Source organism: Pseudomonas sp. RT6P73 (genome assembly GCF_054897715.1).
On the sequence record NZ_JBUBUV010000002.1, the window covers coordinates 5,002,876 to 5,026,374 of the forward strand.

Sequence of the window (23,499 nt, forward strand, 5' to 3'; positions counted from 1 at the left end):
GATCGCAGTTCATGGACGTTCTAAGCCTCACAAAAAGTAATGCCTATGACAATTACTGGTATTTTGCTCACGCGAGGCAATCGGCTTTCCTTTCTAGGCTAGCAATAGAAAGGACTGAGGATAAAATCCTTGCCGAATATAAATTCACCAACTGCTATAGAGTTCTAGATCGCACTTCACAGTACCTGATAAAAAATGTAATTTACAACGAGCATCACACCCCCGAAAATACATTTTTTCGTATTATTCTCTTCAAACTATTCAACAGAATTGAAACATGGGAATACTTCTTAAAAAGATTAGGAGAGGTTTCCATTGAGAACTTCTCACCAGTCAAATATGGGTTACTACTCGACGAACTAAAGTCTCAAAATAGTAAAATCTACTCTGCCGCGTACATAATGCCATCTGGTAAGGCCGAGTATGGCAACACGTCTAAACACATGAACAACCTTGTCATGCTTAGCAGCATGATTCAGCGAGAGCTTCACAAGTCTATTTGGGATGAACAACATCTCTCAGGAATATACCAAAGGCTGCTTGACACCCCGTCGATTGGAAAGTTTCTTGCCTATCAGTACTCAATCGATATTGCATACAGTCATCATAGCGAAGCAGACGAGAGCCAATTTGTAGTTGCTGGACCGGGAGCAGAAAGAGGAATAAATAAAAGCTACCCTCTAGCGAACAAGAAAGATTACGAAAGCATAATTAAGCATACGATGGAAATTCAGGAGCAAGAGTTTCAGCGCCTTGAACTAGATTTCAAATATCTCCCTAACAGAAAGCTTCAACTTATTGACTGTCAGAATCTATTTTGCGAACTGGATAAGTATTTACGAGTGAAGCGCCCAGATCTAAGCAAGGCAGGCGCCAGAATTAAGCAAAAATATAAACCTAATCACGCCCCAATAAACTATACCTTCCCCCCCAAATGGAAAATCCCAGAATTTAGAGAAGAATTTTAATGAACATTTACTTTGAAAGAAATTTAACAAAAAAAGAAAAACGCAAAATTGGTTGGTCTGCCCTCTACTTCTTTTTATCTAGTTTAATAATTTATTGCACGCTCCCTCAAAAAAACAAGGCCAAAGATTGTTTTATTATTCCAGAGTTTCAAAACGCAACTGAAAATAGCTACACTATTAAAAAAGAGTGCATCGAGTACATTATAAGCTCAATTACTCTATTCGATCAGTTCATGCATATCGTCAAGCTAAGCCTTATTGTTGCCCCCCTATTCTTAGTTTCATGGCTGACTATTTATTTCATAAAATGGATAAACGAACAGCCATGAGTACCTAAAACGGGGAGATGCCTATTAAACAATAGGTGATGGCCGTCAATAATTAGACGGCCATTAGCTTAGTGCCCGCCGAGATAAGCGTTACGCACCTCCTCGTTCACCAGCAGCTCCTTGCCGGTGCCGGTGAGGCGGATCTCACCGTTGACCATCACGTACGCCCGGTCCGACAGCTTGAGGGCGTGGTTGGCGTTTTGCTCGACCAGGAAGATGGTCATGCCGGTACTTGCCAGCTCCCGCAGGGTCGCGAAGATCTGTTTCACCACGATCGGCGCCAGCCCCAGGCTCGGTTCATCGAGCAACAACAACTTGGGCCGACTCATCAACGCACGGGCGATGGCGAGCATTTGCTGTTCGCCGCCAGACATGGTCATGGCCCGCTGAGTACGTCGTTCTTCGAGTCGCGGAAATAGCGCGAACATGCGCTGCATGTCTTCCTTGGCGTACTTGTCACCGATAGGGATGGTGCCCATCAGCAGGTTTTCCTCGACGGTCATGTCGGGGAACACCCGTCGGCCTTCAGGCGACTGAGCAATGCCGTTGGACGCAATGTAGTGCGACGACTTGTGGGTGATGTCCACGCCCTGATAGATGATCTGCCCGTCCGCCGCTCGCGGCTGGCCGAAGATCGACATCAGCAGGGTCGATTTACCGGCGCCGTTGGAGCCGATCAGGCTGACGGTTTCGCCTTCATTGATATGCAGCGAGACTTTTTTCAGGGCCTGGATCGGCCCGTAAAACACATCCAGATCCTTGAGTTCGAGGATGGGTTGGCTCATAGCACCACTTCCTCTTCATCAGCGCCCAGGTAGGCCGCAATCACTTTCGGGTCGTTGCGAATCGCATCAGGTCCGCCCTCGGCGATGACGATGCCGTGGTCCAGCACCACGATGTGGTCGGAAATGCTCATTACCATGCCCATGTCGTGTTCGATCAGCACCACGGTCAGATCGTGCTCGTCGCGCAGCAGACGGATCATCGCGCTCAGCGCTTCGGTTTCCTGAGGGTTGAGGCCGGCAGCCGGTTCGTCGAGGCAGATGATCTGCGGTCGGGTGCACATCGCCCGGGCGATTTCCAGACGGCGCTGTTGGCCGTAGGACAGTTCACCGGCCAGACGGTTGGCGCAGTCCACCAGGTCCACGACTTCCAGCCAGTAGAAGGCGTGGTCCAGCGCATCGCTTTCGGCCTTGCGGTAACCCTTGGTGTTGAGGATGCCAGCCAACATGTTGCGGTTGACCCACATGTGCTGGGCCACCAGCAAGTTTTCCAGCACCGACATTTCCTTGAACAGGCGAATGTTCTGGAATGTCCGCGCCAGTCCGGCACGGTTCACCAGGTGGGTGCCGCCGAACATCTTGTAGCGGAGCCGGGTGATGAAGCTTTTCGGCGAAACGAAATCCGTGGCTTTGAACGATTCGCCCAGCAGCTGGATGACATCGGTGCGCTGGCCACGTGTATTGAGTTCGATCTTGCCGCCGGAGGCCTTGTAGAAACCGGTCAGGCAGTTGAACACGGTTGTCTTGCCGGCGCCGTTGGGGCCGATCAGGGCGAAGATCGAGTTGCGATGCACCTTGAGGCTGACATCGCTCAACGCCTTGATGCCGCCGAAGTGCATCATCAGCTTCTCGACCGAGAGTACGACTTCGCTCATGGCGCTACTCCTTTACGCGGGGTCACACCGGTACGGCTGATCCGAATCAAGCCGCGCGGTCGCCAGATCATCATCAACACCATCAGGATGCCGAACAGCAGCACACGGTATTCCGCGAAGCCACGCAGCAGTTCCGGTGCCACGGTCAGCACGAACGCTGCAATCACTACACCGATGGTCGAGCCCATCCCGCCAAGTACCACGATGGCGAGGATCAGTGCCGATTCGAAAAAAGTGAACGAGGTCGGGTTGACGAAGCCTTGATAGGTGGCGAAGAACACCCCGGCCAAACCGGCAGTCGATGCACCGATGGTGAACGCCGAGAGCTTGACCAGTACGTGGTTCAGGCCCATGGAGCGGCAGGCGATCTCGTCTTCACGCAAGGCCTCCCAGGCGCGGCCGACCGGCATCTTGACCAGGCGATGCTTGATGTACAGCACGGCCAGCACCACCAGGAACAACACCGCGTAGATGAAGTAATACTTCACGTCCGGGTTATAGGCGATGCCGAAGAACTCATGGAACGGGACACCCCCCTCCTTCGCGCGCTTGCCGAACTCGAGGCCGAAGAAAGTCGGCAACGGAGCCGCCATGCCATTCGGGCCGCCGGTCAGGGACAGCCAGTTGTTAAGGATCAAGCGAATGATTTCGCCGAAACCCAGGGTCACGATCGCCAGGTAGTCACCGTGCAGACGCAAAACCGGGAACCCGAGGATGCAACCGGCAAGGCCCGCGGTGATCGCCGCCAGCGGCAGCACCGTCCAGAAACCCAGTCCGAGGTATTGATACCCCAGCGCCAGGCCGTAGGCACCGATGGCGTAGAACGCCACATAACCCAGGTCGAGCAGGCCGGCCAGGCCAACCACGATATTCAGGCCCAGGCCCAGCAATACGTAGATCAGCCCCAGGATAACCACGCCCAGCAGGTAGGAGTTGGAGAAAAACGGGAACACCACGGCAACGACGATCACCAGCGGGATGATCCAGCGCAACCGGGATTTGTAATCAGGTGGCAGTACATGAACCCCGGAGCCGGTGCTTTCAAAGCCTTCAAGAATTTTCAGGCCCTTGGGCGTTTGCAGGAACAGGCTCAGAGCAAATCGACCCGCCATGACGATGGCGACAATCCATGCCACCCGGGTCGTTTCCAGATTGAAGCCGTAGCCGTCGAGGACCACGCCGACAATCGGGCCGAACACAATCAGGGCGACAAGGCCGGCAAGAATCGCGTCAACCAGGCTTCTTTTGAGATCAATGGTTTTTTTAGTGGTTGAAGACATCGCTTACACCTTCGACACAAGAGGACGGCCGAGCAGGCCTTGGGGCCGAAAGACCAGAACGAGAACGAGCAGCGAGAAGCTGAAAACGTCTTTGTAGTCCGAGTTGACCAAACCTGAGAACAGCGACTCGGAGATCCCGAGAATGATCCCGCCGAGCATCGCGCCAGGCAGCGAACCAATACCACCAAGCACCGCGGCGGTGAACGCCTTGATACCGATGATGAAGCCGGCATAGAAGTCGAACGTGCCGTAGTTCATGGTGATCAGCACGCCGGCCAGGGCCGCCATCGCTGCACCGATGATGAACACGTAGGAAATCACGCGGTCGGTGTTGATCCCCAGGATCGAGGCCATCTTGCGGTCTTGCTGGGTGGCGCGGCACATGCGGCCGAGCTTGGTGTATTTGATGATGTAGGTCAGCAGGGCCATGCCGGCGAAGGCGGCAATCAGGATAAACACCTTGGTGTAGGTCAACTGCACGAAGCCGGTGCCGATTTCGACGCGCCAGGCTCCTGTCAGCAAGGTCGGAACACCTTGTTGCTTGGCGCCTTGGGCGATCTGGGCATAGTTTTGCAGGATCAGCGAAATCCCGATGGCGCTGATCAGCGGTGCCAGTCGGGTGGAGTTGCGCAGGGGTTTATAGGCGACGCGCTCAATGACCCAGCCATACACCGCCGTGACCACGATGGTGAAGATCAAGGTGCCGAGCATCAGCAGCGGGAAGGATTCAATACCGAAGTATGCCAGCAGAGCCAGACTGATTGCCGCGAGGTAAGCGGAAATCATGTAAACCTCGCCGTGGGCGAAGTTGATCATGCCGATGATGCCATAGACCATTGTGTAGCCGATGGCGATCAGGCCATAGACCGACCCGAGGGTCAGGCCGTTGACCAGTTGCTGCAGGAAAATACCATCCATAACGCAATCTCACGCATTTGAGAGACTGCACAGAAGCCGGGTGCGACGGACCGGGGTTCAGCCGCCGGCGCAACTCGGTTGTGTGCAGCTCTACGAGAAAAGACAGACGGGCCTTCTGGCGGATACCAGTCAGCTAACTAACGGTGAACACAATCTTTGTGGCGAGGGAGCTTGCTCCCGCTGGGCCGCGAAGCGACCCCAAAAACAGGACTGCTACGCAGTCCAACGGGAGCAAGCTCCCTCGCCACAGGCCGTTCACACGTTCATATCACTTCTGTTTTTCCAGCTGGTGGTATTTGCCGTCCTTGTCCCACTGGTAAACCACGTAGTCGGAGACTTTCAGGTCGCCTTTGGAGTCCCAGGTTTTCTCGCCCATCACGGTTTTAACCGGGTTTTTCTTCAGCCACGCAGCCGCTTCTTCGCCCTTGTTAGACTTGGCGCCGTTGAAGGCTGCGGCCAGGGTCTGAACCGAAGCGTAGGCGTACAGGGTGTAGCCCTCAGGCTCAGTACCGGCCTTGCGGAACGCGTCTACCACGGTCTTGCTGTCTGGCAGCATGCGCGGGTCGGCGCCGAAGGTCATCAGCACGCCGTCTACGAATTGCGGGCCGCCAGCGGTGGTCACCAGTTCGTCGGTCACGATGCCGTCATCGGACATGAACTTGACGTCTTTGAGACCTTGCTCACGCAGTTGACGAACCAGAGGACCGGCTTCCGGGTGCAGACCGCCGAAGTAGACGACGTCGGCGCCAGCGCCGCGGATTTTGGTGACGATGGTGCTGAAGTCTTTCTCGCCACGAGTCAGGCCTTCATACAGCACCGGCTTCACGCCGCGTTTTTCCAGCTGGGCCTTGGTTGCATCCGCCAGGCCCTGACCGTAGGTGTCCTTGTCGTGCAGGACGACAACTTTTTTGCCCTTGAGCACGTCGACGATGTAGTCGCCGGCCACGATACCTTGCTGATCGTCACGCCCGCACATACGGAACATGGCACTCAGGCCGCGTTCGGTAACCGCCGGGTTGGTGGAACCTGGGGTGATTGCAATGATGCCCGCTTCGTCGTAGATCTCGGAGGCCGGGATGGTCGACGAGGAGCAGAAGTGACCGACCACGCCGGCGACTTTCTGGTTGGTCAGGTCCTTGGCGACCGTCACAGCCTGTTTCGGTTCGCAGGCGTCATCGCCCTTCACCAGTACGATTTTTTCCCCGTTGACGCCGCCCGCCGCGTTGACCGCGTCGGCTGCAGCCTGTGCACCCTTCATGTACTGCTCGCCAAATGCCGCGTTGGCACCTGTCATCGGACCCGCCACACCGATTTTCACATCAGCCTGTGCAAACGCAGAAACACCCAACGCAGTTGCCACTGCGAGGGCCAGAAAGCCTTTCTTGTAAAACGTCTGGGACATGAGGTGGTGCTCCAAGGTTTTTTTTTAGTTGGCACTTCGACTTCTCTGAATGCTCAGAGCAAGTGCCGTGCCATCGGTTTTTTATTCTGAGAAAAGTCGCTGCTTTATTGTTATTTCGACTGTTTCGATCCCATTTTCATTGGGCGTGCAACCGTCTAAACCGCGGAAGGTGAAACCATTTATTTTTAAAGGCGCAACCCGCACGCGCCATCATTGCAACCGCGGCGCCAAACGACGTGCAACCAGCCTGTAACAACGTGCGTCACCGAAGTGCACACTGCTGGTGCGGTACTGCTACAACCCGCACCTTTTACAGGCTAGTCGCTGCGCGAAAAAGCGCCGCTTCCAGCAACAAATTTCAACAATCAAATAACGATCCGCAAGCACTGGCCTGCGTGATACAGCGAGAACCCGGCCTCGTACAGACAACTGCGCAAACCCACCCCCGCCAGTGGCTGCATGGGGGCGAACGGGATCGGCAGTGCCTGAGGATTTCCGTTACACAGATAATCGGCGAAGGCTTTGCCGACCACCGTCCCTGTCGTCACGCCCCGGCCGTTATAACCGGTGACTGCCACTAAACCGGGCGCCGGTTCGAATAATCGCATCAAGTGGTCGGGGGTAAACGCAATGCAACCGGTCCAGGTGCATTCCCATTCCACGGGTTTGAGGTAAGGGAAATAGTGCTGCTGAACCCGATCAGCCCAGGCCTTGAGGAACCAGGCCGGTTTCTGATTGCCATTGCCGAGACTGCCAAGTAACAAGCGACCGTCTTTATCGCGACGGATACTGCTGAGTACCTGGCGAGTGTCCCAGGAACCCTGGCCGCCGGGCAGAATTTGCTGAGCGGCGTCTTCAGTCAGTGGGACCGAAGCCACCTGATAGTAATAACCGGGAAAGAAATTGCGCCGCAGCTCGGTCCAGTCACCTTCGGTGTACGCGTTGGAGGCGATGACCACTTGCTCGGCGAGCACCGAACCCTGAGCGGTTTGTACCGACCAGCGTTGGCCCTGACGTTCGAGTCGGGTGACCGGAGAATGATCGAACAGCTGACCGCCGAGGCTGATGGCCGCGTTGGCCAACCCCGTGGTGTAAGCCATCGGGTTGATTGTGCCAGCACGCTTGTCGAGCAACGCGGCAGCGATCTTTTTGGTGCCCGTCGCTTGCTCGCAGGCTTGTCCGGTCAGCAGCTCGACCGGCGCGCCACGACGTTTCCATTGTTCTTCACGACTGCGCAGATCGGCTTCGCCACGGGCGTTGTGCGCCATGTGCAGCGTGCCTTCGCGGCGCAACTGGCAATCGATGTTGTATTTGTCGACCAGGCTGAACACCAGGGATGGCGCTGCACCCAGCATGCGATTTAGCTGACTGCCGACCGCTTGACCGAACCCGGCTTCGATCTCGTCCGGTGGAATCCACATCCCGGCGTTGACCAGCCCGACGTTGCGCCCCGAACCGCCGTGACCGGCGCGATGGGCTTCCAGCACGCAGACCGTTTTACCTTTTTCCAGCAAATGCACCGCCGCCGACAGACCGGTGAAGCCGGCGCCGATGACGCAAACGTCGACCGATACTTCGCCCTTGAGCGCGGCATTGTCAGGCCTTTGCGGCGTCAGTTTTTCCCACAGACACTCTTCGCGTAACGGCATTGCCAGACTCCAACAGAAACCTAACCAATCCACACACCATTCCTGTGGGAGCGGGCTTGCCCGCGATAGCGTCAGCACATTCAACATCTAAATTGACTGACAGATTGCTATCGCGGGCAAGCCCGCTCCCACAGTGATCTTCATGGGTTCATAAGATTTACTCAGTCAAAGGTGATGCCCTGAGCCAACGGCAACTCCAGCGAATAGTTCACGGTGTTGGTCTGACGACGCATGTAGCCGCGCCATGCATCGGAGCCCGATTCACGACCACCGCCGGTTTCTTTCTCACCGCCAAACGCGCCGCCGATTTCCGCGCCGCTCGGGCCGATGTTGACGTTGGCGATGCCGCAGTCGCTGCCCACCGCCGACATGAACTGCTCGGCTTCACGCACGTCGGTGGTGAAGATGCATGAGGACAGGCCTTGTGGCACCGAGTTGTTCAAGCGCAGGGCTTCGTCGAAGTCCTTGTAACCGACTACGTAGAGGATCGGCGCGAAAGTTTCGTTGCAGACCACATCGCTTTGCTCCGGCATTTCAACGATGGCCGGCGAAACGTAGTAGGCATTCGGGAATTTGTCTTCCAGCTGACGCTTGCCGCCGAACACCCGGCCGCCTTCGCTCAAGGCTTGTTCCAGTGCGTCCTGCATGTTTTCGAAGCTGTGTTTGTCGATCAGCGGCCCAATCAGGTTGCCCTCGAGCGGATTGCCAATGCGGACCTTGGAGTAGGCAGCCTTGAGGCGGGTGACGACTTCTTCCTTCACCGATTCATGGGCGATCAGACGACGCAGGGTGGTGCAACGCTGGCCGGCGGTGCCGACGGCGCTGAACAGGATGGCGCGAACGGCCATGTCAAGGTCGGCGCTTGGGGCGAGGATCATGGCGTTGTTACCGCCCAGTTCCAGAATGCTGCGGGCAAAACGTGCGGCGATTTTCGGCGCCACTTCACGGCCCATGCGGGTGCTGCCGGTGGCACTGATCAGCGCGACACGCGGGTCATCGACCAGAGCTTCACCGGCATCGCGGCCGCCAATGATCACTTGGCTCAGGTGTGGAGGTGCGTCGCTGAAGTTCTTCAAAACGCGGTCAAACAGTGCCTGGCAGGCCAGTGCGGTCAGCGGGGTTTTCTCGGACGGTTTCCAGATCACCGGGTTGCCACAGACCAGCGCCAGCGCGGTATTCCAGGCCCAGACCGCCACCGGGAAGTTGAACGCACTGATCACACCGACGACGCCCAGCGGGTGCCAGGTTTCACGCATGTGGTGGCCAGGACGCTCGGAAGCGATGGTCAAACCGTACAGCTGACGGGACAGGCCGACGGCGAAATCGCAGATGTCGATCATTTCCTGAACTTCACCCAGGCCTTCCTGAGTGATCTTGCCGGCTTCCCAGGAAACCAGTTCGCCGAGATCAGCCTTGTATTCGCGCAGGATGTCGCCCAGTTGGCGCACCAGTTCGCCACGGCGCGGGGCCGGGACCTTGCGCCACAATTCGAACGCATGATCTGCACGACTGATGTGCTGCTCGACTTCAGCGGCGCCTTCCCAGTTCACGGTGGCAATCTGGCTGCCATCGATCGGCGAATGCACCGGCACTTTGCCGTTCTGGTACAGGGCCGGGTTCACACCAAGACGATCAAGCAATGCGGCAACCATGGGTCACTCCTCAAGCAAAAAACAGAAAACGTGCAGCCGGATATTCACGACTGATCAGACCTGTAGTTTTAGCTCCCCGGAGGTTACCCAACAAACGACCTTTAAGAGAGATATCATTCCGTTTATTCATGCTTTGAATTGCTGGCAGTAAAAGAAACAAGAAAAAGGACCGTCCATGCTGAATAAACGCTACCTGCCGTCGATCACTGCACTGCAGTGTTTCGAGGCCGTCACCCGGCATTTGAGCTTCACCCGGGCCGCCGAAGAGCTGAACCTGACCCAGAGCGCCGTCAGCAAACAGGTCGCGCAACTTGAAGAGTTGTTGCAGCACCTGCTGTTTCGCCGGGTGCGCCGACGCCTGCAAATGACCCCGGCCGGTGATTTGTACCTGGTGGAGGTACGAAAAATCCTCACGCAGGTCGAGATGTCGACCCACTACCTGCGTTCCTACGGCGGCGAGACCGAAGTCTTGCGGGTTTCAACGCCGCCGACCTTTGGCGCGCGCTGGCTGGTGCCACGCTTGAAAGGTTGGCGCCTGCGCCATCCCTCGATCCATCTGGACCTGTGCAGCGAGCAGGAAGCCGATGACTTGCTGCAAGGTCGCAGCGACCTGGCGTTCTACTTCGGCCAAGGCTCGCGGCCCGGCACCGAATGCCTGAAGCTGTTCGGCGAAGAGCTGGTACCGGTTTGCGCCCCCGGCAGCCTGCCGGACACGCCATTCACCGATCCTACGCAACTCACCGACCTCGTCCTGCTGCAAAACGCCTCACGGCCCCAGGCCTGGCACGACTGGTTCGACAGTCAGGGTTACCACACCGAACACAGCTACCACGGCCCGCGCTTCGAAACCTTTTACATGTGCATCCGCGCAGCCCAGGTCGGCTGCGGCGTGGCATTGTTGCCGCGCTTCCTGGTGGAAGAGGAATTGGCCGACGGCAAACTGGTCATACCCTGGCAGCACGCGATGCCCAGCACCGATGCCTATTACCTGGCGTATCCCGAACATTCGGCGGAAGTGCCCAAGGTGCGGGATTTTGTGAAATGGATGCTGGAGCAGATTGATAGCCCGGATGCACCGTAGATTTGAAGCCCCGGCTAATCCTTGTGGCGAGGGAGCTTGCTCCCGTTGGGCTGCGCAGCAGTCCTGTATTGGGGGCGCTTCGCACACCAGCGGGAGCAAGCTCCCTCGCCACAAGGATATGCACCGTCTAAAAAATCACTGGCAATAACTGCCTCTGATATGCGCCACTAGCCCCATTCATTGATCAGCTGAAACGTCGCCGCCACGGGCCGCGGCCAGCCTGGAGACCCCCTATATGAGCGAGAGCGTGTTTGGCGATCGCATCGTGCAGAACCTGCTCGACACTGACTTCTACAAACTGACGATGATGCAGGCAGTGCTGCACAACTACCCGAACGTGGACGTCGAATGGGAGTTTCGTTGCCGTGACAGTGAGGATTTGCGCCCATACCTGGCGGAGATCCGTTTCCAGATCGAGCGCCTGGCCGAGCTGAGCCTGAGCGCCGACCAGTTGAGTTTCATGGAGCGCATCAGCTTCATGAAGCCGGACTTCCTGCGTTTTCTCGGACTGTTCCGCTTCAACCTGCGCTACGTCCACACCGGCATTGAAAACGGCGAGCTGTTCATACGTCTGCGAGGGCCATGGCTGCATGTGATCCTGTTTGAAGTGCCGCTGCTGTCCATCGTCAGCGAAGTGCGCAACCGCTATCGCTATCGCGAAATAGTTCTGGAACAGGCCCGCGAGCAGCTCTACCGCAAGTTCGACTGGCTCACCGCCAACGCCAGTGCGGACGAATTATCCGAATTGCAGGTAGCCGATTTCGGCACGCGCCGTCGCTTCTCGTACCGTGTACAGGAAGAAGTGGTGAACGTGCTCAAGCATGATTTCCCCGGGCGTTTCGTCGGCACCAGCAACGTGCATCTGTCACGGGAGCTGGACATGAAGCCTTTGGGCACCATGGCCCACGAATGGATCATGGCGCACCAGCAACTCGGCCCGAGGCTGATCGACAGCCAGATCGCCGCACTCGATTGCTGGGTCCGCGAGTACCGCGGCCTGCTGGGGATCGCCCTCACCGACTGCATCACCACCGACGCCTTCCTCAACGATTTCGACCTGTATTTCGCCAAGCTGTTTGACGGTTTGCGCCACGATTCCGGCGACCCGGTGATCTGGGCGGAAAAGGCCATTGCTCACTACCACAAGCTCGGCATCGACCCGATGAGCAAGACGCTGGTGTTCTCCGACAGCCTGACACTGCCCAAGTCCCTGGAAATATTCCGGGCGTTGCGCGGTCGGATCAATGTCAGTTTCGGTATCGGGACTAACCTGACGTGCGATATTCCGGGTGTCGAACCGATGAGCATCGTGCTTAAAATGGCGGCCTGCAACGGTCAGCCCGTAGCAAAGATTTCCGATGAGCCTGGCAAGACTCACTGCAAAGACCCGAATTTCGTCGCCTATTTGCGACACGTTTTCAAAGTACCTGCCGCCCTTTCCAGCACATCTGGCACCACTAGCAAGGAGTGAATTCATGCAAGCCGTACAGCGTGAGATTGCTGAGCAGCTCAACGTTCAACCGCCGTTCGCCGACCATGCCGCCCTCGAGGCCGAAGTCGCCCGGCGCATCAGCTTCATTCAGGATTGCCTGGTCAATTCCGGGCTCAAGACCCTGGTACTCGGCATCAGCGGCGGCGTCGATTCCCTGACCGCCGGCCTGCTGGCACAGCGCGCCATGCGTGAACTGCGTGAGCAAACCAGTGACAAATCCTACAAGTTCATCGCCGTGCGTCTGCCGTACGAAACCCAGTTCGATGAACACGACGCTCAGGCCTCAGTGGATTTCATCGCCCCGGACGAACGTCATACCGTGAACATCGGCCCGGCAGTGAAATCCCTGGCCAATGAAGTGGCGGCCTTCGAAGGCAAGCACGCGGTCTCGGTGGATTTCGTGCTCGGCAACACCAAGGCGCGGATGCGCATGGTCGCCCAATACACCATCGCTGGCGCCGCACAGGGCCTGGTGATCGGTACCGACCATGCGGCGGAAGCGGTGATGGGCTTCTTCACCAAGTTCGGTGATGGCGCCTGCGACCTGGCCCCGTTGAGCGGCCTGGTGAAGAATCAGGTTCGAGACATCGCCCGCAGTTTCGGCGCACCGGAATCGCTAGTGGAAAAAATCCCCACGGCCGACCTTGAAGACCTGTCGCCAGGCAAACCGGACGAAGCGTCCCACGGCGTGACCTACGCCGAGATCGACGCGTTCCTGCATGGTGAGTCGGTGCGGGAGGAAGCGTTCAAGATTATTTGTGATACGTATAAGAAGACGCATCACAAGCGGGTGATGCCGTTTGCGCCCTGAGCTCTGAATGAAACAAGAAAGCGCGCTGAAGAGTTTATCTTCAGCGCGCTTTTTCTTTAGCGAGCTTTAAAAATAGTTAGGCCTATTTCTTTGTCGGTTCGATAACCCGGACAATCCATGGAGTAGACGTTAAACCACCGGTCATGACCACTCTGAATGTATGAACAGCCACCGCTAGGCCTTCTACTTGAACACTCCAATGGCCGTACTGATTAGTCACAAAGTGCTGAAGCGTTCCGTTGTAGTCAACAAGCCGCCCCTCTTCATTTGGAGCCGCATGCCCATCCAGCGTCACACTGGACTCGCTCGTGCTATCGCCATTACCCAACGGCTTCCCCGCGGAATCTTTTACAGAAACAATGCTGGGGGTCTCCGCTATCACGAAAATGACTCGTGATTTCGACCGACTTTCATCTTCGGAAATTGCTTCGAACTCGTGGGGGCCGACGCTCAATCCGTCAAGCCGTGCACTCCAGTGATTATTAACCACGTTGACGGTCGCCTTCAGTTCACCGCTATCGTACAAGCTTAACTTTTGATCTCCCTTGGCACTTCCGACGAAAGACAGTGATGTCTCGGTGGTTGAGCCGAAGTGCGGGATATTGCCCTTGGAATCGCTGACGGACTCAATGACAGTGGCATTTACGATTACTGTCCATATACCAGACACTTGACCGTCAGGCGTCACCATTTGATACGCGTGGTGGCCATACTCCACATCATCAAGTTGAACTTCCCAATCACCGTTTTCGTTCAAGACTGCGTAAGCTTTCATGCAGCCAAGGTCAAACAGCTCCACAATTTTATTTTTAGGGTCAGCCTTCCCGTAAAGACGCAAAGACCTATCGGTAGTGATTCCTCCGTCTTCGATCATTTGATGCTTTGAATCTGTTACGTGACCGATTTCGGGCCTGATTGCTGCTTCTACGTGAACGATCCACAGCGGCGAGTGTTGATTATCGACACTGACTGCCGAGAATGCATGGGTACCAACTTGCAGATCTTGTAGCAGAGCGCTCCAGTGACCTGTACCGTCAGCATTGACGGCTTGCAACAAAACGGAGCCGTCAAAAATTTGCACCTTTGTGTTGATTGGCCCCACGCCTACGAGACTCAAAGAAGTCTCGGTGGTACCGCCGCCATTTTGAACGGTTACACCTGACGAGGTTCTTACGGAACTGATAACAGGGGCGAAGCGTGGACGCTGTCGGCCGGGAAGCTGCAGATCTGCCTTTTTATTCTGGAAATTGAGGGTTAAATCATTCATGAAAACTCCTTTTTTCCTCAGGCATCGCACGCCAATGTGCGACATCGAGTCCATCAGACATCCCGCCCCAACTGCCGTCTACTGTCAGAAATAACAGGTAGAGGGCGTTAGCCGACCAACGGTTCACTCACCTGGGAGAGAAGGTGTTGGAAGAACGAATGACAAGAAAGGTTTTGCCCAGACAAAAAACGCCGCTGCGAGGAGCCTCGCAGCGGCGTTTTTCGTTGATGCCGAAAGCGTTACTTCAGCGTCACAGTGCCTTTCATCATCGAGATGTGGCCAGGGAACGAGCAGAAGAAGCCGTATTTCTCGTTGGCATCGAGCTTCGACACGTCGAAGGTCACCGAGTCGGTTTCCTTGGCACCAATGATTTTGGTGTGGGCGATGACGCGAGCATCACCTTCCGGCAAGTATTGCTTGTCGATGCCAGCGGCCAGGCCCGCGGTGGCGATCGGCTGCATGTCAGCTTCTTTGCTCAGCACCCAGTTATGGCCCATGACGTTTTTCGGCAAGCTGCCGGAGTGAGTCAGTTCAACGGTGAACGTCTTGCAGCTTTTGTCGATTTCGATGGCCTTGGTATTGAAGGACATTTGATCGGTGGAGTCGACAGTGACCTTGCATTCGGCAGCCATCAGTTGGCTGCTGGCCAGTGTCAGCAGGGATACCGCAACAAGTTTGGCAAACATGGTGAATCTCCAAGGCAGGGTTAACAAAAGTGCGAATGGACAGAAGACTGCCTGAAAACTTCGCAAGTTCCTATGACCTGAATCAAAAATTGTATACAACTTTCGGGCTATGACACCTATCGAAACAATCTACCAGCCACACGTCTGGCCCGGCCCTATCATCAGGGCGTCATCCCTCATCTGGAGCGCCTGTCATGTCCTTTAATAGCCTGTTACGCAGTTTGCTCGCCGCTTATGCCTGTGGCGCCAGCGGCACCTTTGAAACACCTGAACGCGAAGTTTAGACCTTGGAGCGCCGCGCGCCTGCCTTTACTCTGTGGCCATCCTGACCATGGAGTAAGGCATGTCTTTAGCGTCCGTTTGTGTATTTTGCGGTGCCAGTACCGGCACCAACCCGGCTTATCGTGAAGCGGCTGTCGCCCTGGGGCGAGCGCTGGCCGAGCGTAAGCTGACCCTGGTCTATGGCGGCGGCGCCGTCGGGCTGATGGGCATCGTCGCGGATGCGGCACTGGCGGCCGGCGGCGAAGTGATCGGGATCATCCCGCAAAGCCTCAAAGACAAGGAAATCGGCCACAGCGGCCTGACACGCCTGGAAGTGGTCGACGGCATGCATGCGCGCAAGGCGCGGATGGCCGAGCTCAGCGACGCATTCATCGCGCTGCCCGGCGGCCTGGGCACCCTGGAAGAACTGTTCGAAGTCTGGACCTGGGGCCAGCTCGGCTACCACGGCAAACCGCTCGGTCTGCTGGAAGTGAACGGTTTCTACAGCAAATTGACCGGTTTTCTTGATCATATCGTCGGCGAAGGCTTCGTTCGCGAAGCGCACCGTGACATGCTGCAAGTGAGCGAATCGCCGCAAACCCTGATCGATGCCCTGGACGCTTGGCAGCCGACAGTGGTGCCCAAATGGACAGAGCAAAAACCCAGCTAACGGCTCGGCACCGATACAGGGCAGAATATGCGCCGCTCAACCTCACCTTCGACCCCAGAGGATCGCCCATGGCTAAACCTAATTATTCCTTCGCCAAACGTCAGAGAGACTTGGCCAAGGAGCAGAAGAAAGAGGAAAAGCTTCAGCGCAAGAAAGCTACAGCTGAAGAAGAAGCAGCAGCACTGAACCCGGATGCCGAAGGCGAAGTGGCTACAGACGAAACCGAAGCACCGAAAGATCAGGCGCCCGACGCCTGAGACCCTCAGGGCCCGATGATCTGATCAGGCCCACCGGATCTGTGTCCAGGGTCAGCAGCGACGTTGCTGACCCTCACAGTCCCCTCTGAAATACCCATCCCGAAAGAACTGCACATTTCCCTGTGGGAGCGAGCCTGCTCCGGGCGGCGTTCCGACGATTGCGGTGTGCCATTCAACATTGATGTCGACTGACAGACCGCTTTCGCGAGCAGGCTCGCTCCTACAGTGGATGTTTGTTAGTCCAGTGGCATCACGGTGACGCGGACTTCAGGGTCGTGGCTACCGCCCCCCAGAATCACCCCACGCAACGGCGAAACATCGGAGAAATCCCGGCCCCAGGCCAGGGTGATGTGTTCCAGCGCCGGTTGCACATTGTTGGTCGGATCGAAATCGACCCACCCCAGCACCGGGCAAAACACTGAAACCCAGGCATGCGAGGCATCGGCGCCGATCAGTCGCGGCTGGCCGGGTGGTGGCTGGGTCAGCAGGTAGCCGCTGATATAACGCGCCGCCAGTCCACGGGAGCGCACGCAAGCGAGCATCAGGTGAGCGAAGTCCTGACAAACCCCGCGCCGACGTTCCAGCACCTCCACCAGCGGCGTCGCCACCTGGGTGGCCTCGGCATCGAAAGTGAACTCGCTGAAAATCTTCTCCATCAATGCCTGGACGCCCAGCAACAACGGCCGCCCCGATGGAAAACAGCTTTCAGAAAACTCGACAAAGTTGCGTTTCAAATGCACGTAGGGCGATTCGAACCGGTAACGGCACGCTTCCAGCAACTCAGGGGAAAGCGGCTGGCTGCTGTAGGTCAGCGCGTTGCGGGTTTCTTCCCACGCGGGGGATTGATTGAAATCCAGCGTTGGCCGGGCCAGCACCTCGACAGTGAGCCGCGCATTGACCAGCAATTCATCGTGCGGCCGCTCAAACGCCAACCTAGTGAGCGGATTGCCAAACACATCCAGCTCATCGCGGCGCGAGGTCGGTTCGGGGCTGATCTGCAATTGCTGCTCAGTGCAGCGCTGCCAGGCACAGGCCCGTGGCCACAAGTGCGCGAGTTGCTGGGCCAGGGACACCGGGCTGTCGTAGTGATAATGGGTGTCGTGGAGAATCTGGTAATGGGCGCTCATCAGACGGACACCGTGCGCTGGCTGACATCATCGACATGGGCGAAATGGCGCAAGGCCAGACGATCCGACACTTGCCCGCTGGCATCGGCGATCTCTTGCAGCAAATCGGCCAGACCGTTGATGGCGGCACGAACGCTGACTTCGCCAAACAGCGAATTCTCCAGACACCCCAGATCGAAGCGCGCCAAGCGCTCCACCAGTTGCGGCAGACCCGCTTCGCGAGGCGCACCAAAATCGTCGTTCAAGCGTTTCAGTGTGCGGGTCACCAGTTTCAACTGGAACAGCACTGCGTGAGGGTTTTGCTCGTCGAGCAGCAAAAGATCGAGTACCGGAATCAACTGCGCCACCGCCAGATACCGCGAACGGTAGGTGATGCTGCTGTTGCCCAACTCCAGCAACCACTCCAGCCCGGCCTGATCGAAGGCACCAGCACCGCGCAGAAACGCCGCCAGGCTGGCGCTGAGAAATTGCAGTCGCTCGATCCGCCGGCCAATCATCAGAAAACGCCAGCCTTCATCCCGGGTCATGTCGTCCAAGGCAAAACCGGACAGCGCCGCCAGGGACATCACCAACCGGTTGAGGAAATCCATCAACTCGCCGAAATCCGGCTCTTCGGTCTCCAGCTCCATGGCTTCGCGTTGCAATTCCACCAGCGCCTGCCAGTTTTCCCGCGAAAGCTTGCCGCGTACTTGCGAGGCAGCCCACTGCAAACGCTGCAGGTTGGAGCGCAGACTGAAGGGCCAATCATCGCCCAGTAGCGCGGCCAACAGTCGCTCGGGCAACTCGCCTTCGTCTGGCAACAGATTCAGGCGTTCCCCCAGATCAACCGCCGCTTCCAGGGCCTGCGGATCATCGCCATCGACATAGCGCGCCAGCATGATCCGCAGCAGTCGCGCGCTGTCATCACACCGCTCGCAATAGCGGCCAAACCAGAACAGGTTTTCCACCACTCGCGACGGCAGGTATGGATCTCGTCGAACCAGGTCATGCACACCGATCGTGCGCTGGGTTTTCCATTGCTCGCCGCTGGGAGGACGATCCCCCAATACCCAAGTGTCCTTGCTCGCACCGCCGCGCTGCATCGACACCACTTCGGCATCCGCTTCGGCGGCAACCCGGGTCAAGCCGCCTGGCAGCACTCGATAGCCGTCGCGACTGGCCACCGCATACACACGCATACCGATGGCTCGCGGTTGCAACTGACCGTCCTCGGCCTGCCAGATCGGCGCCTGGGACAATTGCGCCAATTCTTGCGCGACATAGGTGTATGGCCGTGCCTGCATGCGTTCAGCCAGGACCTGGCGCTGTTTTTCACTCAGATCGCGGCCAAACACGGGGGCGAAGCTTTGCGACGGGAAGGCTGGTTTGATCAGCAACTCGGGCAGTTTCTCCAGCGCCTGGGCCAGCACCGGCGCTTCGCCACACCACCACGTCGCTATGGACGGAAGGATCAGTTCTTCACCGAACAGGAATTGATTGATCTTCGGCAGAAAGCCCAGCAGCCCCGGCGATTCCAGCACACCGCTGCCGAGGGCGTTGGCCACCAGCACCCGCCCCTGCCGCACGGCTTCGAGCAAGCCCGGCACGCCGAGGGCCGAATCGGTCCGCAGCTCCAGCGGATCACAAAAGTCATCGTCGAGCCGACGCATGATCGCGTGAACCCGACGCAGGCCACTGAGGGTTTTCAGGTACACCGTGGCATCGCGCACCGTGAGGTCGCCGCCTTCCACCAGTGGATAACCGAGCTGGCGCGCCAAGTACAAATGTTCGAAATAGCTTTCGTTGAAACGCCCCGGCGTCAGCAGCACGATCAGCGGTACGTCCTCATCACTTGGCGCCTGACGGGCGAGGGTTTCCTGAAGCGTGCGGAAGAATCCGGCCAGGTGCTGCACCTTCAGGTCGCGGTACAACTCGGGGAAGGCCCGGGACACGATGGTGCGGTTTTCCAGCGCATAACCGGCACCGGATGGCGCTTGAGTCCGATCCGCCGTCACCCACCAGCGACCGTCTGGCGTACGCGCCAGATCGACGGCATACAAATGCAGAAAGGCCCCGTCCGGCGGCGAAATGCCCTGACAGGGCCAGAGGAAATTGTTGTGACCGAACACCAGTTCAGCCGGCAACAGCCCTTCGGAAATCAAGCGCTGCGGGCCGTAAAGGTCAGCCAGCACGGCGTTCAACAGCCGGGCCCGCTGGGCGATCCCGGCCGATAACTGCTGCCACTCATCCGCGGCAATCACATGCGGCAGCAGGTCGAGTTCCCACGGCCGATCGGCCCCCTTGGGGTCGGCGTAGACGTTGTAGGTCACGCCGTTTTCCTGGATCTGCCGGGTCAACAGTGCCTGACGCTGCACCAATTGCGCTGGCGTGCTGCGTTGCAATTGGTCGAACAACCGGCGCCAGTGCGGGCGCACGGCGCCGCTGTCGTCGAGCAGTTCGTGATAAGTGCCCGCCGTCAGCGGGTAGCGGTCAAGCAGGTCAGGCATGGAAAGCTCGGCAGACAGCAAAGAACGGTCAGACTATCGCAGGCTCATGACACTCGGATATACGAAAAATCCGAGCGTCGCGTACGGTTTAGAAACGTCGCAAATCGAGCGTCATCGGCAGCTCGTCGTTGATTTCCAGAATCGGTACAGAAAATTTCCCCGGGCTGTGTCCGATGCGGAAGAAACGCGCCATCCGCCGGCTCTCGGCCTCATTGGCATTCACCGGCAAACTGTCGTAGTTGCGCCCGCCCGGATGGGCAACGTGGTACTGACAGCCACCCAGCGATCGTTGCATCCAGGTGTCGAGCAGGTCGAACACCAGTGGTGCGTGGACCGCAATGGTCGGTTGCAGGCAGTTGGCCGGTTGCCAGGCACGGAAGCGCACGCCAGCGACGAACTCGCCGACCCGTCCGGTGGGCTGCAAAGGCACTGGAACGCCATTACACGTCAGCAAATAACGCTGCGGCGCCAGGCCGGTGAGCTTGACCTGCAGGCGCTCCAGGGACGAATCCACGTAGCGCACCGTGCCGCCGACCGCGCCCTCTTCACCCAGCACATGCCAAGGCTCCAGCGCCTGACGCACCTCCAGTTCGATACCGCTGACCGCGTAATCGCCGACCTTGGGAAAGCGAAATTCCAGGTGCGCGGCAAACCACTCCGCCCGCACGGGATAGCCGGCGGCATTGAGATCGACGATCACATCCGCGAAATCCTGTTCGATAAAGTGCGGCAGCAGGAATCGGTCATGCAGCTCTGTGCCCCAGCGCGCCAGTTTCGGCGGCGCATAAGGCTCGCGCCAGAACCGCGCCACCAGCGCCCGCAGCAACAACTGCTGCGCCAGACTCATGCGTGCATGCGGCGGCATTTCAAAGGCGCGCAACTCGAGCAATCCAAGTCGCCCGGTCGCGCCATCGGGCGAGTAGAGCTTGTCGATGCAGAATTCCGCGCGGTGCGTGTTGCCAGTCACGTCGATCAGCAAGTTGCGCAGCAACCGGTCGACCAGCCATGGCGCGCATTCTTCACCGGGTGAAGGCATTTGCGCGAAGGCGATTTCCAGTTCGTACAACGCATCGTTGCGCGCCTCATCAACACGCGGCGCCTGGGATGTCGGGCCGATGAACAATCCGGAAAACAGGTAGGACAAGGACGGATGGTTATGCCAGTAACTGATCAGGCTGCGCAGCAGATCGGGACGGCGCAGAAACGGTGAGTCAGCCGGTGTCGCGCCACCCAGGACGAAATGGTTGCCGCCACCCGTGCCGGTGTGCCGGCCGTCAATCATGAATTTCTCGGTGGTCAGTCGGGTCTGGCGTGCTTCTTCGTACAGAAACTCGGTGCGTTCGACCAGCTCATCCCACGTGGCGGACGGCTGCACGTTGACCTCGATCACGCCCGGATCCGGGGTGATGCGGAAGTTGCTAAGACGCGGATCACTCGGCGGCTCATAGCCTTCCAGCAACACCGGGCAATGCAGTTCCTGGGCCGTGGCCTCGATCGCGGCAACCAACTCCAGATAATCCTCGACCCGTTCCAGCGGCGGCATGAACAAGTACAACCGGCCTTCCCGAGCCTCGGCGCAGAACGCAGTGCGGGTCAGCCAATCGGCGGATTCATCGACCTCCAGATCCCGCTCGACCGCTTCGGCCGGCGTTCCCGGACTGTTCAGCTGTTGAGTGTCTGGAAGCGCAGGGAATTCCTGATTCGGGTCGTTCGGGTAGATAAACGGGTACTCGGCCGCTTTCACCCAGGGCTGCGAAGCCAGCGGCAAGCGATAACCCAGCGGCGAATCCCCCGGCACCAGTCGACAATGCTCGTCACGCAGATACCAGCGACCGCTTTGCCATTGATCACCCTTGGCGGTACGCGCCAGCGGCAGGACCTGGCCGATCACCTTGTCCAGCCCCTGGCTGAAGACTTTACGCAGGCGCTCCCGCTCCAACGGCTCCTCGAGACGTGAGTCTTCGGCGCTGACGTTCTGCGGCAACGTGCCTTCGCGCCAGAGGTAATAGAAATTGTCTTCGTAGGCTGGGAACACAAAGCGTGTCGGAATTTTCAGGCGTTCGGCGACGCTCGACAGAAAACGCCCGGCCAGCTCGCCGTCGGCGCCGTAGTCTTCTTGCTCATCGGCGATCAGTGCGCTGTTGTGCCAGATCGGTACGCCATCGCGGCGCCAGTAGCAATTGAGCGACCAGCGTGGCAGTTGCTCGCCGGGGTACCACTTGCCCTGACCGAAATGCACCAGGCCTTTGGGCGCGTAGCGTTTGCGCATGCGCTGGAACAGCTCAGCGGATAACCGACGCTTGTCCGGCCCGAGCGCGGCGGTGTTCCACTCGGCGCCGTCCGGGTCATCGATGGAAACGAAGGTCGGCTCGCCGCCCATGGTCAGGCGCACGTCGCCTTCCAGCAGGTCGGCATCGATCTGCCGGCCCAGCGCCTGGATCGCCAGCCACTGGTCTTCGGTGTAGGGCTTGGTGACCCGCGGCGCTTCCCAGATCCGCTCCACGGACATTTCGTGGGTGAATTCGCACTCGCACGGTTCCACCAAGCCACTGATCGGTGCCGCAGAGCCCGGATCGGGACTGCACGCCAACGGAATGTGTCCTTCGCCGGCAAACAGCCCCGAGGTCGCGTCCAGGCCGATCCAGCCGGCACCGGGCAAATAGACCTCGCACCAGGCGTGCAGGTCGGTGAAGTCCACTTCCGTGCCCGAGGGGCCGTCGAGGCTTTTGACGTCGGCGGTGAGTTGAATCAGGTAGCCGGAGACGAAACGCGCCGCCAGCCCGAGGTTGCGCAGCAGTTGCACCAGCAACCACGCCGAGTCGCGGCAGGAACCGGAAGCCTGTTCAAGGGTGTGCTCGGGCGTTTGCACCCCCGGCTCCATGCGGATCAGGTAGCCGATGTCTTCGCTCAGGCGCTGATTGAGCGCCACCAGAAAATCCACGCTCGGCAGGGGTGTGCGGTCGATGCCGTCCAGATAGGCCTTGAACGTCGGCGTCAGGGGCAAGGTTTCCAGATACGGCGCCAGTTCCTTGCGTTCATCCGCGGCGTAGTCGAACGGGATCTTTTCCGCGTAGGGCTCGAGGAAAAAGTCGAACGGATTGAAGACCGCCATCTCCGCCAGCAAATCGACCTCGATCCGCAGCTCATCGGTTTTATCCGGGAACACCAACCGCGCCAGGTAATTGCCCTGGGGGTCTTGCTGCCAGTTGATGAAATGCTGCTCGGGGGAAACTTTCAGCGCATAGGACAGAATCCGCGTGCGACTGTGGGCGGCCGGGCGCAGGCGAACGATCTGCGGACCGAGCTCGACGGCGCGGTCGTAGCGGTAATGCGTGACGTGGTGCAATGCGACATGAATCGACACGGCGTGCCTCCTGCGAGCCTTAAGCGTATTGGAAAGCGCGCAAGACTTATGCCATCCAGCGGCGCTGGCGCTTTCTTCGGTTGCTTGAGGCAGTACAGCACCAAAATCGGGCGATGCGGGAAATTGGTTGGGAGGAGTTGCA

The 23,499-nt window shown here is 58.2% G+C and carries 19 protein-coding genes; 7 read left to right on the forward strand and 12 right to left on the reverse strand.

From position 1 onward, the window contains the following. Positions 1-11 precede the first annotated feature (11 nt). Both ACYZT6_RS23255 and ACYZT6_RS23260 read left to right on the forward strand, forming a co-directional pair. On the forward strand, positions 12-968 hold the full coding sequence (locus tag ACYZT6_RS23255; protein ID WP_462028794.1) for a nucleotide kinase domain-containing protein: 957 nt from the start codon (positions 12-14) through the stop codon (positions 966-968). Beyond that, the gene (locus ACYZT6_RS23260) at positions 968-1,297 is read left to right on the forward strand and encodes a hypothetical protein (protein WP_462028795.1); all 330 of its coding nucleotides are present in this window, start codon (positions 968-970) and stop codon (positions 1,295-1,297) included. The genes ACYZT6_RS23255 and ACYZT6_RS23260 overlap by 1 nt, the downstream gene beginning before the upstream one ends. Before the next feature lie 68 nt (positions 1,298-1,365). On the opposite strand, the gene ACYZT6_RS23265 is transcribed toward ACYZT6_RS23260, so the two are convergent. The 7 genes from ACYZT6_RS23265 to amaB all read right to left on the reverse strand — a co-directional run bounded on the left by ACYZT6_RS23265 (position 1,366) and on the right by amaB (position 9,855). Continuing rightward, positions 1,366-2,082 (reverse strand): ABC transporter ATP-binding protein, encoded by a 717-nt coding sequence (locus ACYZT6_RS23265; protein ID WP_462028796.1) that lies wholly within the window; start codon positions 2,080-2,082, stop codon positions 1,366-1,368. Then, complete coding sequence (locus ACYZT6_RS23270) at positions 2,079-2,954, reverse strand: ABC transporter ATP-binding protein (protein WP_462028797.1); 876 nt, start codon at positions 2,952-2,954, stop codon at positions 2,079-2,081. The genes ACYZT6_RS23265 and ACYZT6_RS23270 overlap by 4 nt, the downstream gene beginning before the upstream one ends. Continuing rightward, positions 2,951-4,234 carry a high-affinity branched-chain amino acid ABC transporter permease LivM gene (livM, locus tag ACYZT6_RS23275; RefSeq protein WP_131058839.1) on the reverse strand — a complete coding sequence of 428 codons (1,284 nt, stop codon included), beginning with the start codon at positions 4,232-4,234 and terminating at the stop codon, positions 2,951-2,953. The genes ACYZT6_RS23270 and livM overlap by 4 nt, the downstream gene beginning before the upstream one ends. 3 nt (positions 4,235-4,237) lie before the next feature. Beyond that, positions 4,238-5,152: an ABC transporter permease subunit gene (locus tag ACYZT6_RS23280; protein ID WP_010464150.1), complete on the reverse strand. Its 915-nt coding sequence runs from the start codon at positions 5,150-5,152 to the stop codon at positions 4,238-4,240. 268 nt (positions 5,153-5,420) lie between these two features. Further along, positions 5,421-6,554 carry an ABC transporter substrate-binding protein gene (locus tag ACYZT6_RS23285; RefSeq protein WP_462028798.1) on the reverse strand — a complete coding sequence of 378 codons (1,134 nt, stop codon included), beginning with the start codon at positions 6,552-6,554 and terminating at the stop codon, positions 5,421-5,423. A gap of 365 nt (positions 6,555-6,919) precedes the next feature. After that, complete coding sequence (amaA, locus tag ACYZT6_RS23290) at positions 6,920-8,203, reverse strand: L-pipecolate oxidase (protein WP_462028799.1); 1,284 nt, start codon at positions 8,201-8,203, stop codon at positions 6,920-6,922. Positions 8,204-8,364: 161 nt separating this feature from the next. Next, positions 8,365-9,855 (reverse strand): L-piperidine-6-carboxylate dehydrogenase, encoded by a 1,491-nt coding sequence (gene amaB, locus ACYZT6_RS23295; RefSeq protein ID WP_462028800.1) that lies wholly within the window; start codon positions 9,853-9,855, stop codon positions 8,365-8,367. A 175-nt stretch (positions 9,856-10,030) separates the two neighbouring features. On the opposite strand from amaB, the gene ACYZT6_RS23300 reads away from it, so the two are divergent. From ACYZT6_RS23300 to nadE, 3 genes are all read left to right on the forward strand, one after another. Then, complete coding sequence (locus ACYZT6_RS23300; protein WP_438660606.1) at positions 10,031-10,936, forward strand: LysR family transcriptional regulator; 906 nt, start codon at positions 10,031-10,033, stop codon at positions 10,934-10,936. A gap of 235 nt (positions 10,937-11,171) precedes the next feature. Further along, a complete protein-coding gene (gene pncB, locus ACYZT6_RS23305; protein WP_462028801.1) occupies positions 11,172-12,407 on the forward strand; it encodes a nicotinate phosphoribosyltransferase in 1,236 nt (411 codons plus the stop codon). A gap of 4 nt (positions 12,408-12,411) precedes the next feature. Then, positions 12,412-13,239: an ammonia-dependent NAD(+) synthetase gene (gene nadE / locus ACYZT6_RS23310; protein WP_462028802.1), complete on the forward strand. Its 828-nt coding sequence runs from the start codon at positions 12,412-12,414 to the stop codon at positions 13,237-13,239. A gap of 82 nt (positions 13,240-13,321) precedes the next feature. On the opposite strand, the gene ACYZT6_RS23315 is transcribed toward nadE, so the two are convergent. Both ACYZT6_RS23315 and azu read right to left on the reverse strand, forming a co-directional pair. Further along, on the reverse strand, positions 13,322-14,506 hold the full coding sequence (locus tag ACYZT6_RS23315) for a hypothetical protein (protein WP_462028803.1): 1,185 nt from the start codon (positions 14,504-14,506) through the stop codon (positions 13,322-13,324). A gap of 239 nt (positions 14,507-14,745) precedes the next feature. Next, on the reverse strand, positions 14,746-15,192 hold the full coding sequence (gene azu / locus ACYZT6_RS23320) for an azurin (protein WP_461978961.1): 447 nt from the start codon (positions 15,190-15,192) through the stop codon (positions 14,746-14,748). Between the two features lie 343 nt (positions 15,193-15,535). Between azu and ACYZT6_RS23325 the strand changes: the two genes are divergently transcribed. Then, a complete protein-coding gene (locus ACYZT6_RS23325) occupies positions 15,536-16,123 on the forward strand; it encodes an LOG family protein (RefSeq protein WP_253435602.1) in 588 nt (195 codons plus the stop codon). A 68-nt stretch (positions 16,124-16,191) separates the two neighbouring features. Further along, the gene (locus ACYZT6_RS23330) at positions 16,192-16,380 is read left to right on the forward strand and encodes a hypothetical protein (RefSeq protein WP_007947526.1); all 189 of its coding nucleotides are present in this window, start codon (positions 16,192-16,194) and stop codon (positions 16,378-16,380) included. Between the two features lie 236 nt (positions 16,381-16,616). Here ACYZT6_RS23330 and ACYZT6_RS23335 read toward each other — a convergent pair whose 3' ends face one another. The 3 genes from ACYZT6_RS23335 to ACYZT6_RS23345 form a co-directional block, all read right to left on the reverse strand. Then, the gene (locus tag ACYZT6_RS23335) at positions 16,617-17,507 is read right to left on the reverse strand and encodes a transglutaminase family protein (RefSeq protein WP_462028804.1); all 891 of its coding nucleotides are present in this window, start codon (positions 17,505-17,507) and stop codon (positions 16,617-16,619) included. Next, complete coding sequence (locus tag ACYZT6_RS23340; protein WP_462028805.1) at positions 17,507-19,993, reverse strand: circularly permuted type 2 ATP-grasp protein; 2,487 nt, start codon at positions 19,991-19,993, stop codon at positions 17,507-17,509. Before ACYZT6_RS23340 ends, ACYZT6_RS23335 begins: the two co-directional genes overlap by 1 nt. 88 nt (positions 19,994-20,081) lie before the next feature. Continuing rightward, positions 20,082-23,357 (reverse strand): transglutaminase family protein, encoded by a 3,276-nt coding sequence (locus ACYZT6_RS23345; protein WP_462028806.1) that lies wholly within the window; start codon positions 23,355-23,357, stop codon positions 20,082-20,084. Positions 23,358-23,499 lie beyond the last annotated feature (142 nt).

Bases quoted from the DNA above. Each gene is read 5' to 3' on its own strand.
- ACYZT6_RS23255 (WP_462028794.1), top strand. From the start codon at position 12: ATGGACGTTCTAAGCCTCACAAAAAGTAATGCCTATGACAATTACTGG.
- ACYZT6_RS23260 (WP_462028795.1), top strand. From the start codon at position 968: ATGAACATTTACTTTGAAAGAAATTTAACAAAAAAAGAAAAACGCAAA.
- ACYZT6_RS23265 (WP_462028796.1), bottom strand. From the start codon at position 2,082: ATGAGCCAACCCATCCTCGAACTCAAGGATCTGGATGTGTTTTACGGG.
- ACYZT6_RS23270 (WP_462028797.1), bottom strand. From the start codon at position 2,954: ATGAGCGAAGTCGTACTCTCGGTCGAGAAGCTGATGATGCACTTCGGC.
- livM (WP_131058839.1), bottom strand. From the start codon at position 4,234: ATGTCTTCAACCACTAAAAAAACCATTGATCTCAAAAGAAGCCTGGTT.
- ACYZT6_RS23280 (WP_010464150.1), bottom strand. From the start codon at position 5,152: ATGGATGGTATTTTCCTGCAGCAACTGGTCAACGGCCTGACCCTCGGG.
- ACYZT6_RS23285 (WP_462028798.1), bottom strand. From the start codon at position 6,554: ATGTCCCAGACGTTTTACAAGAAAGGCTTTCTGGCCCTCGCAGTGGCA.
- amaA (WP_462028799.1), bottom strand. From the start codon at position 8,203: ATGCCGTTACGCGAAGAGTGTCTGTGGGAAAAACTGACGCCGCAAAGG.
- amaB (WP_462028800.1), bottom strand. From the start codon at position 9,855: ATGGTTGCCGCATTGCTTGATCGTCTTGGTGTGAACCCGGCCCTGTAC.
- ACYZT6_RS23300 (WP_438660606.1), top strand. From the start codon at position 10,031: ATGCTGAATAAACGCTACCTGCCGTCGATCACTGCACTGCAGTGTTTC.
- pncB (WP_462028801.1), top strand. From the start codon at position 11,172: ATGAGCGAGAGCGTGTTTGGCGATCGCATCGTGCAGAACCTGCTCGAC.
- nadE (WP_462028802.1), top strand. From the start codon at position 12,412: ATGCAAGCCGTACAGCGTGAGATTGCTGAGCAGCTCAACGTTCAACCG.
- ACYZT6_RS23315 (WP_462028803.1), bottom strand. From the start codon at position 14,506: ATGAATGATTTAACCCTCAATTTCCAGAATAAAAAGGCAGATCTGCAG.
- azu (WP_461978961.1), bottom strand. From the start codon at position 15,192: ATGTTTGCCAAACTTGTTGCGGTATCCCTGCTGACACTGGCCAGCAGC.
- ACYZT6_RS23325 (WP_253435602.1), top strand. From the start codon at position 15,536: ATGTCTTTAGCGTCCGTTTGTGTATTTTGCGGTGCCAGTACCGGCACC.
- ACYZT6_RS23330 (WP_007947526.1), top strand. From the start codon at position 16,192: ATGGCTAAACCTAATTATTCCTTCGCCAAACGTCAGAGAGACTTGGCC.
- ACYZT6_RS23335 (WP_462028804.1), bottom strand. From the start codon at position 17,507: ATGAGCGCCCATTACCAGATTCTCCACGACACCCATTATCACTACGAC.
- ACYZT6_RS23340 (WP_462028805.1), bottom strand. From the start codon at position 19,993: ATGCCTGACCTGCTTGACCGCTACCCGCTGACGGCGGGCACTTATCAC.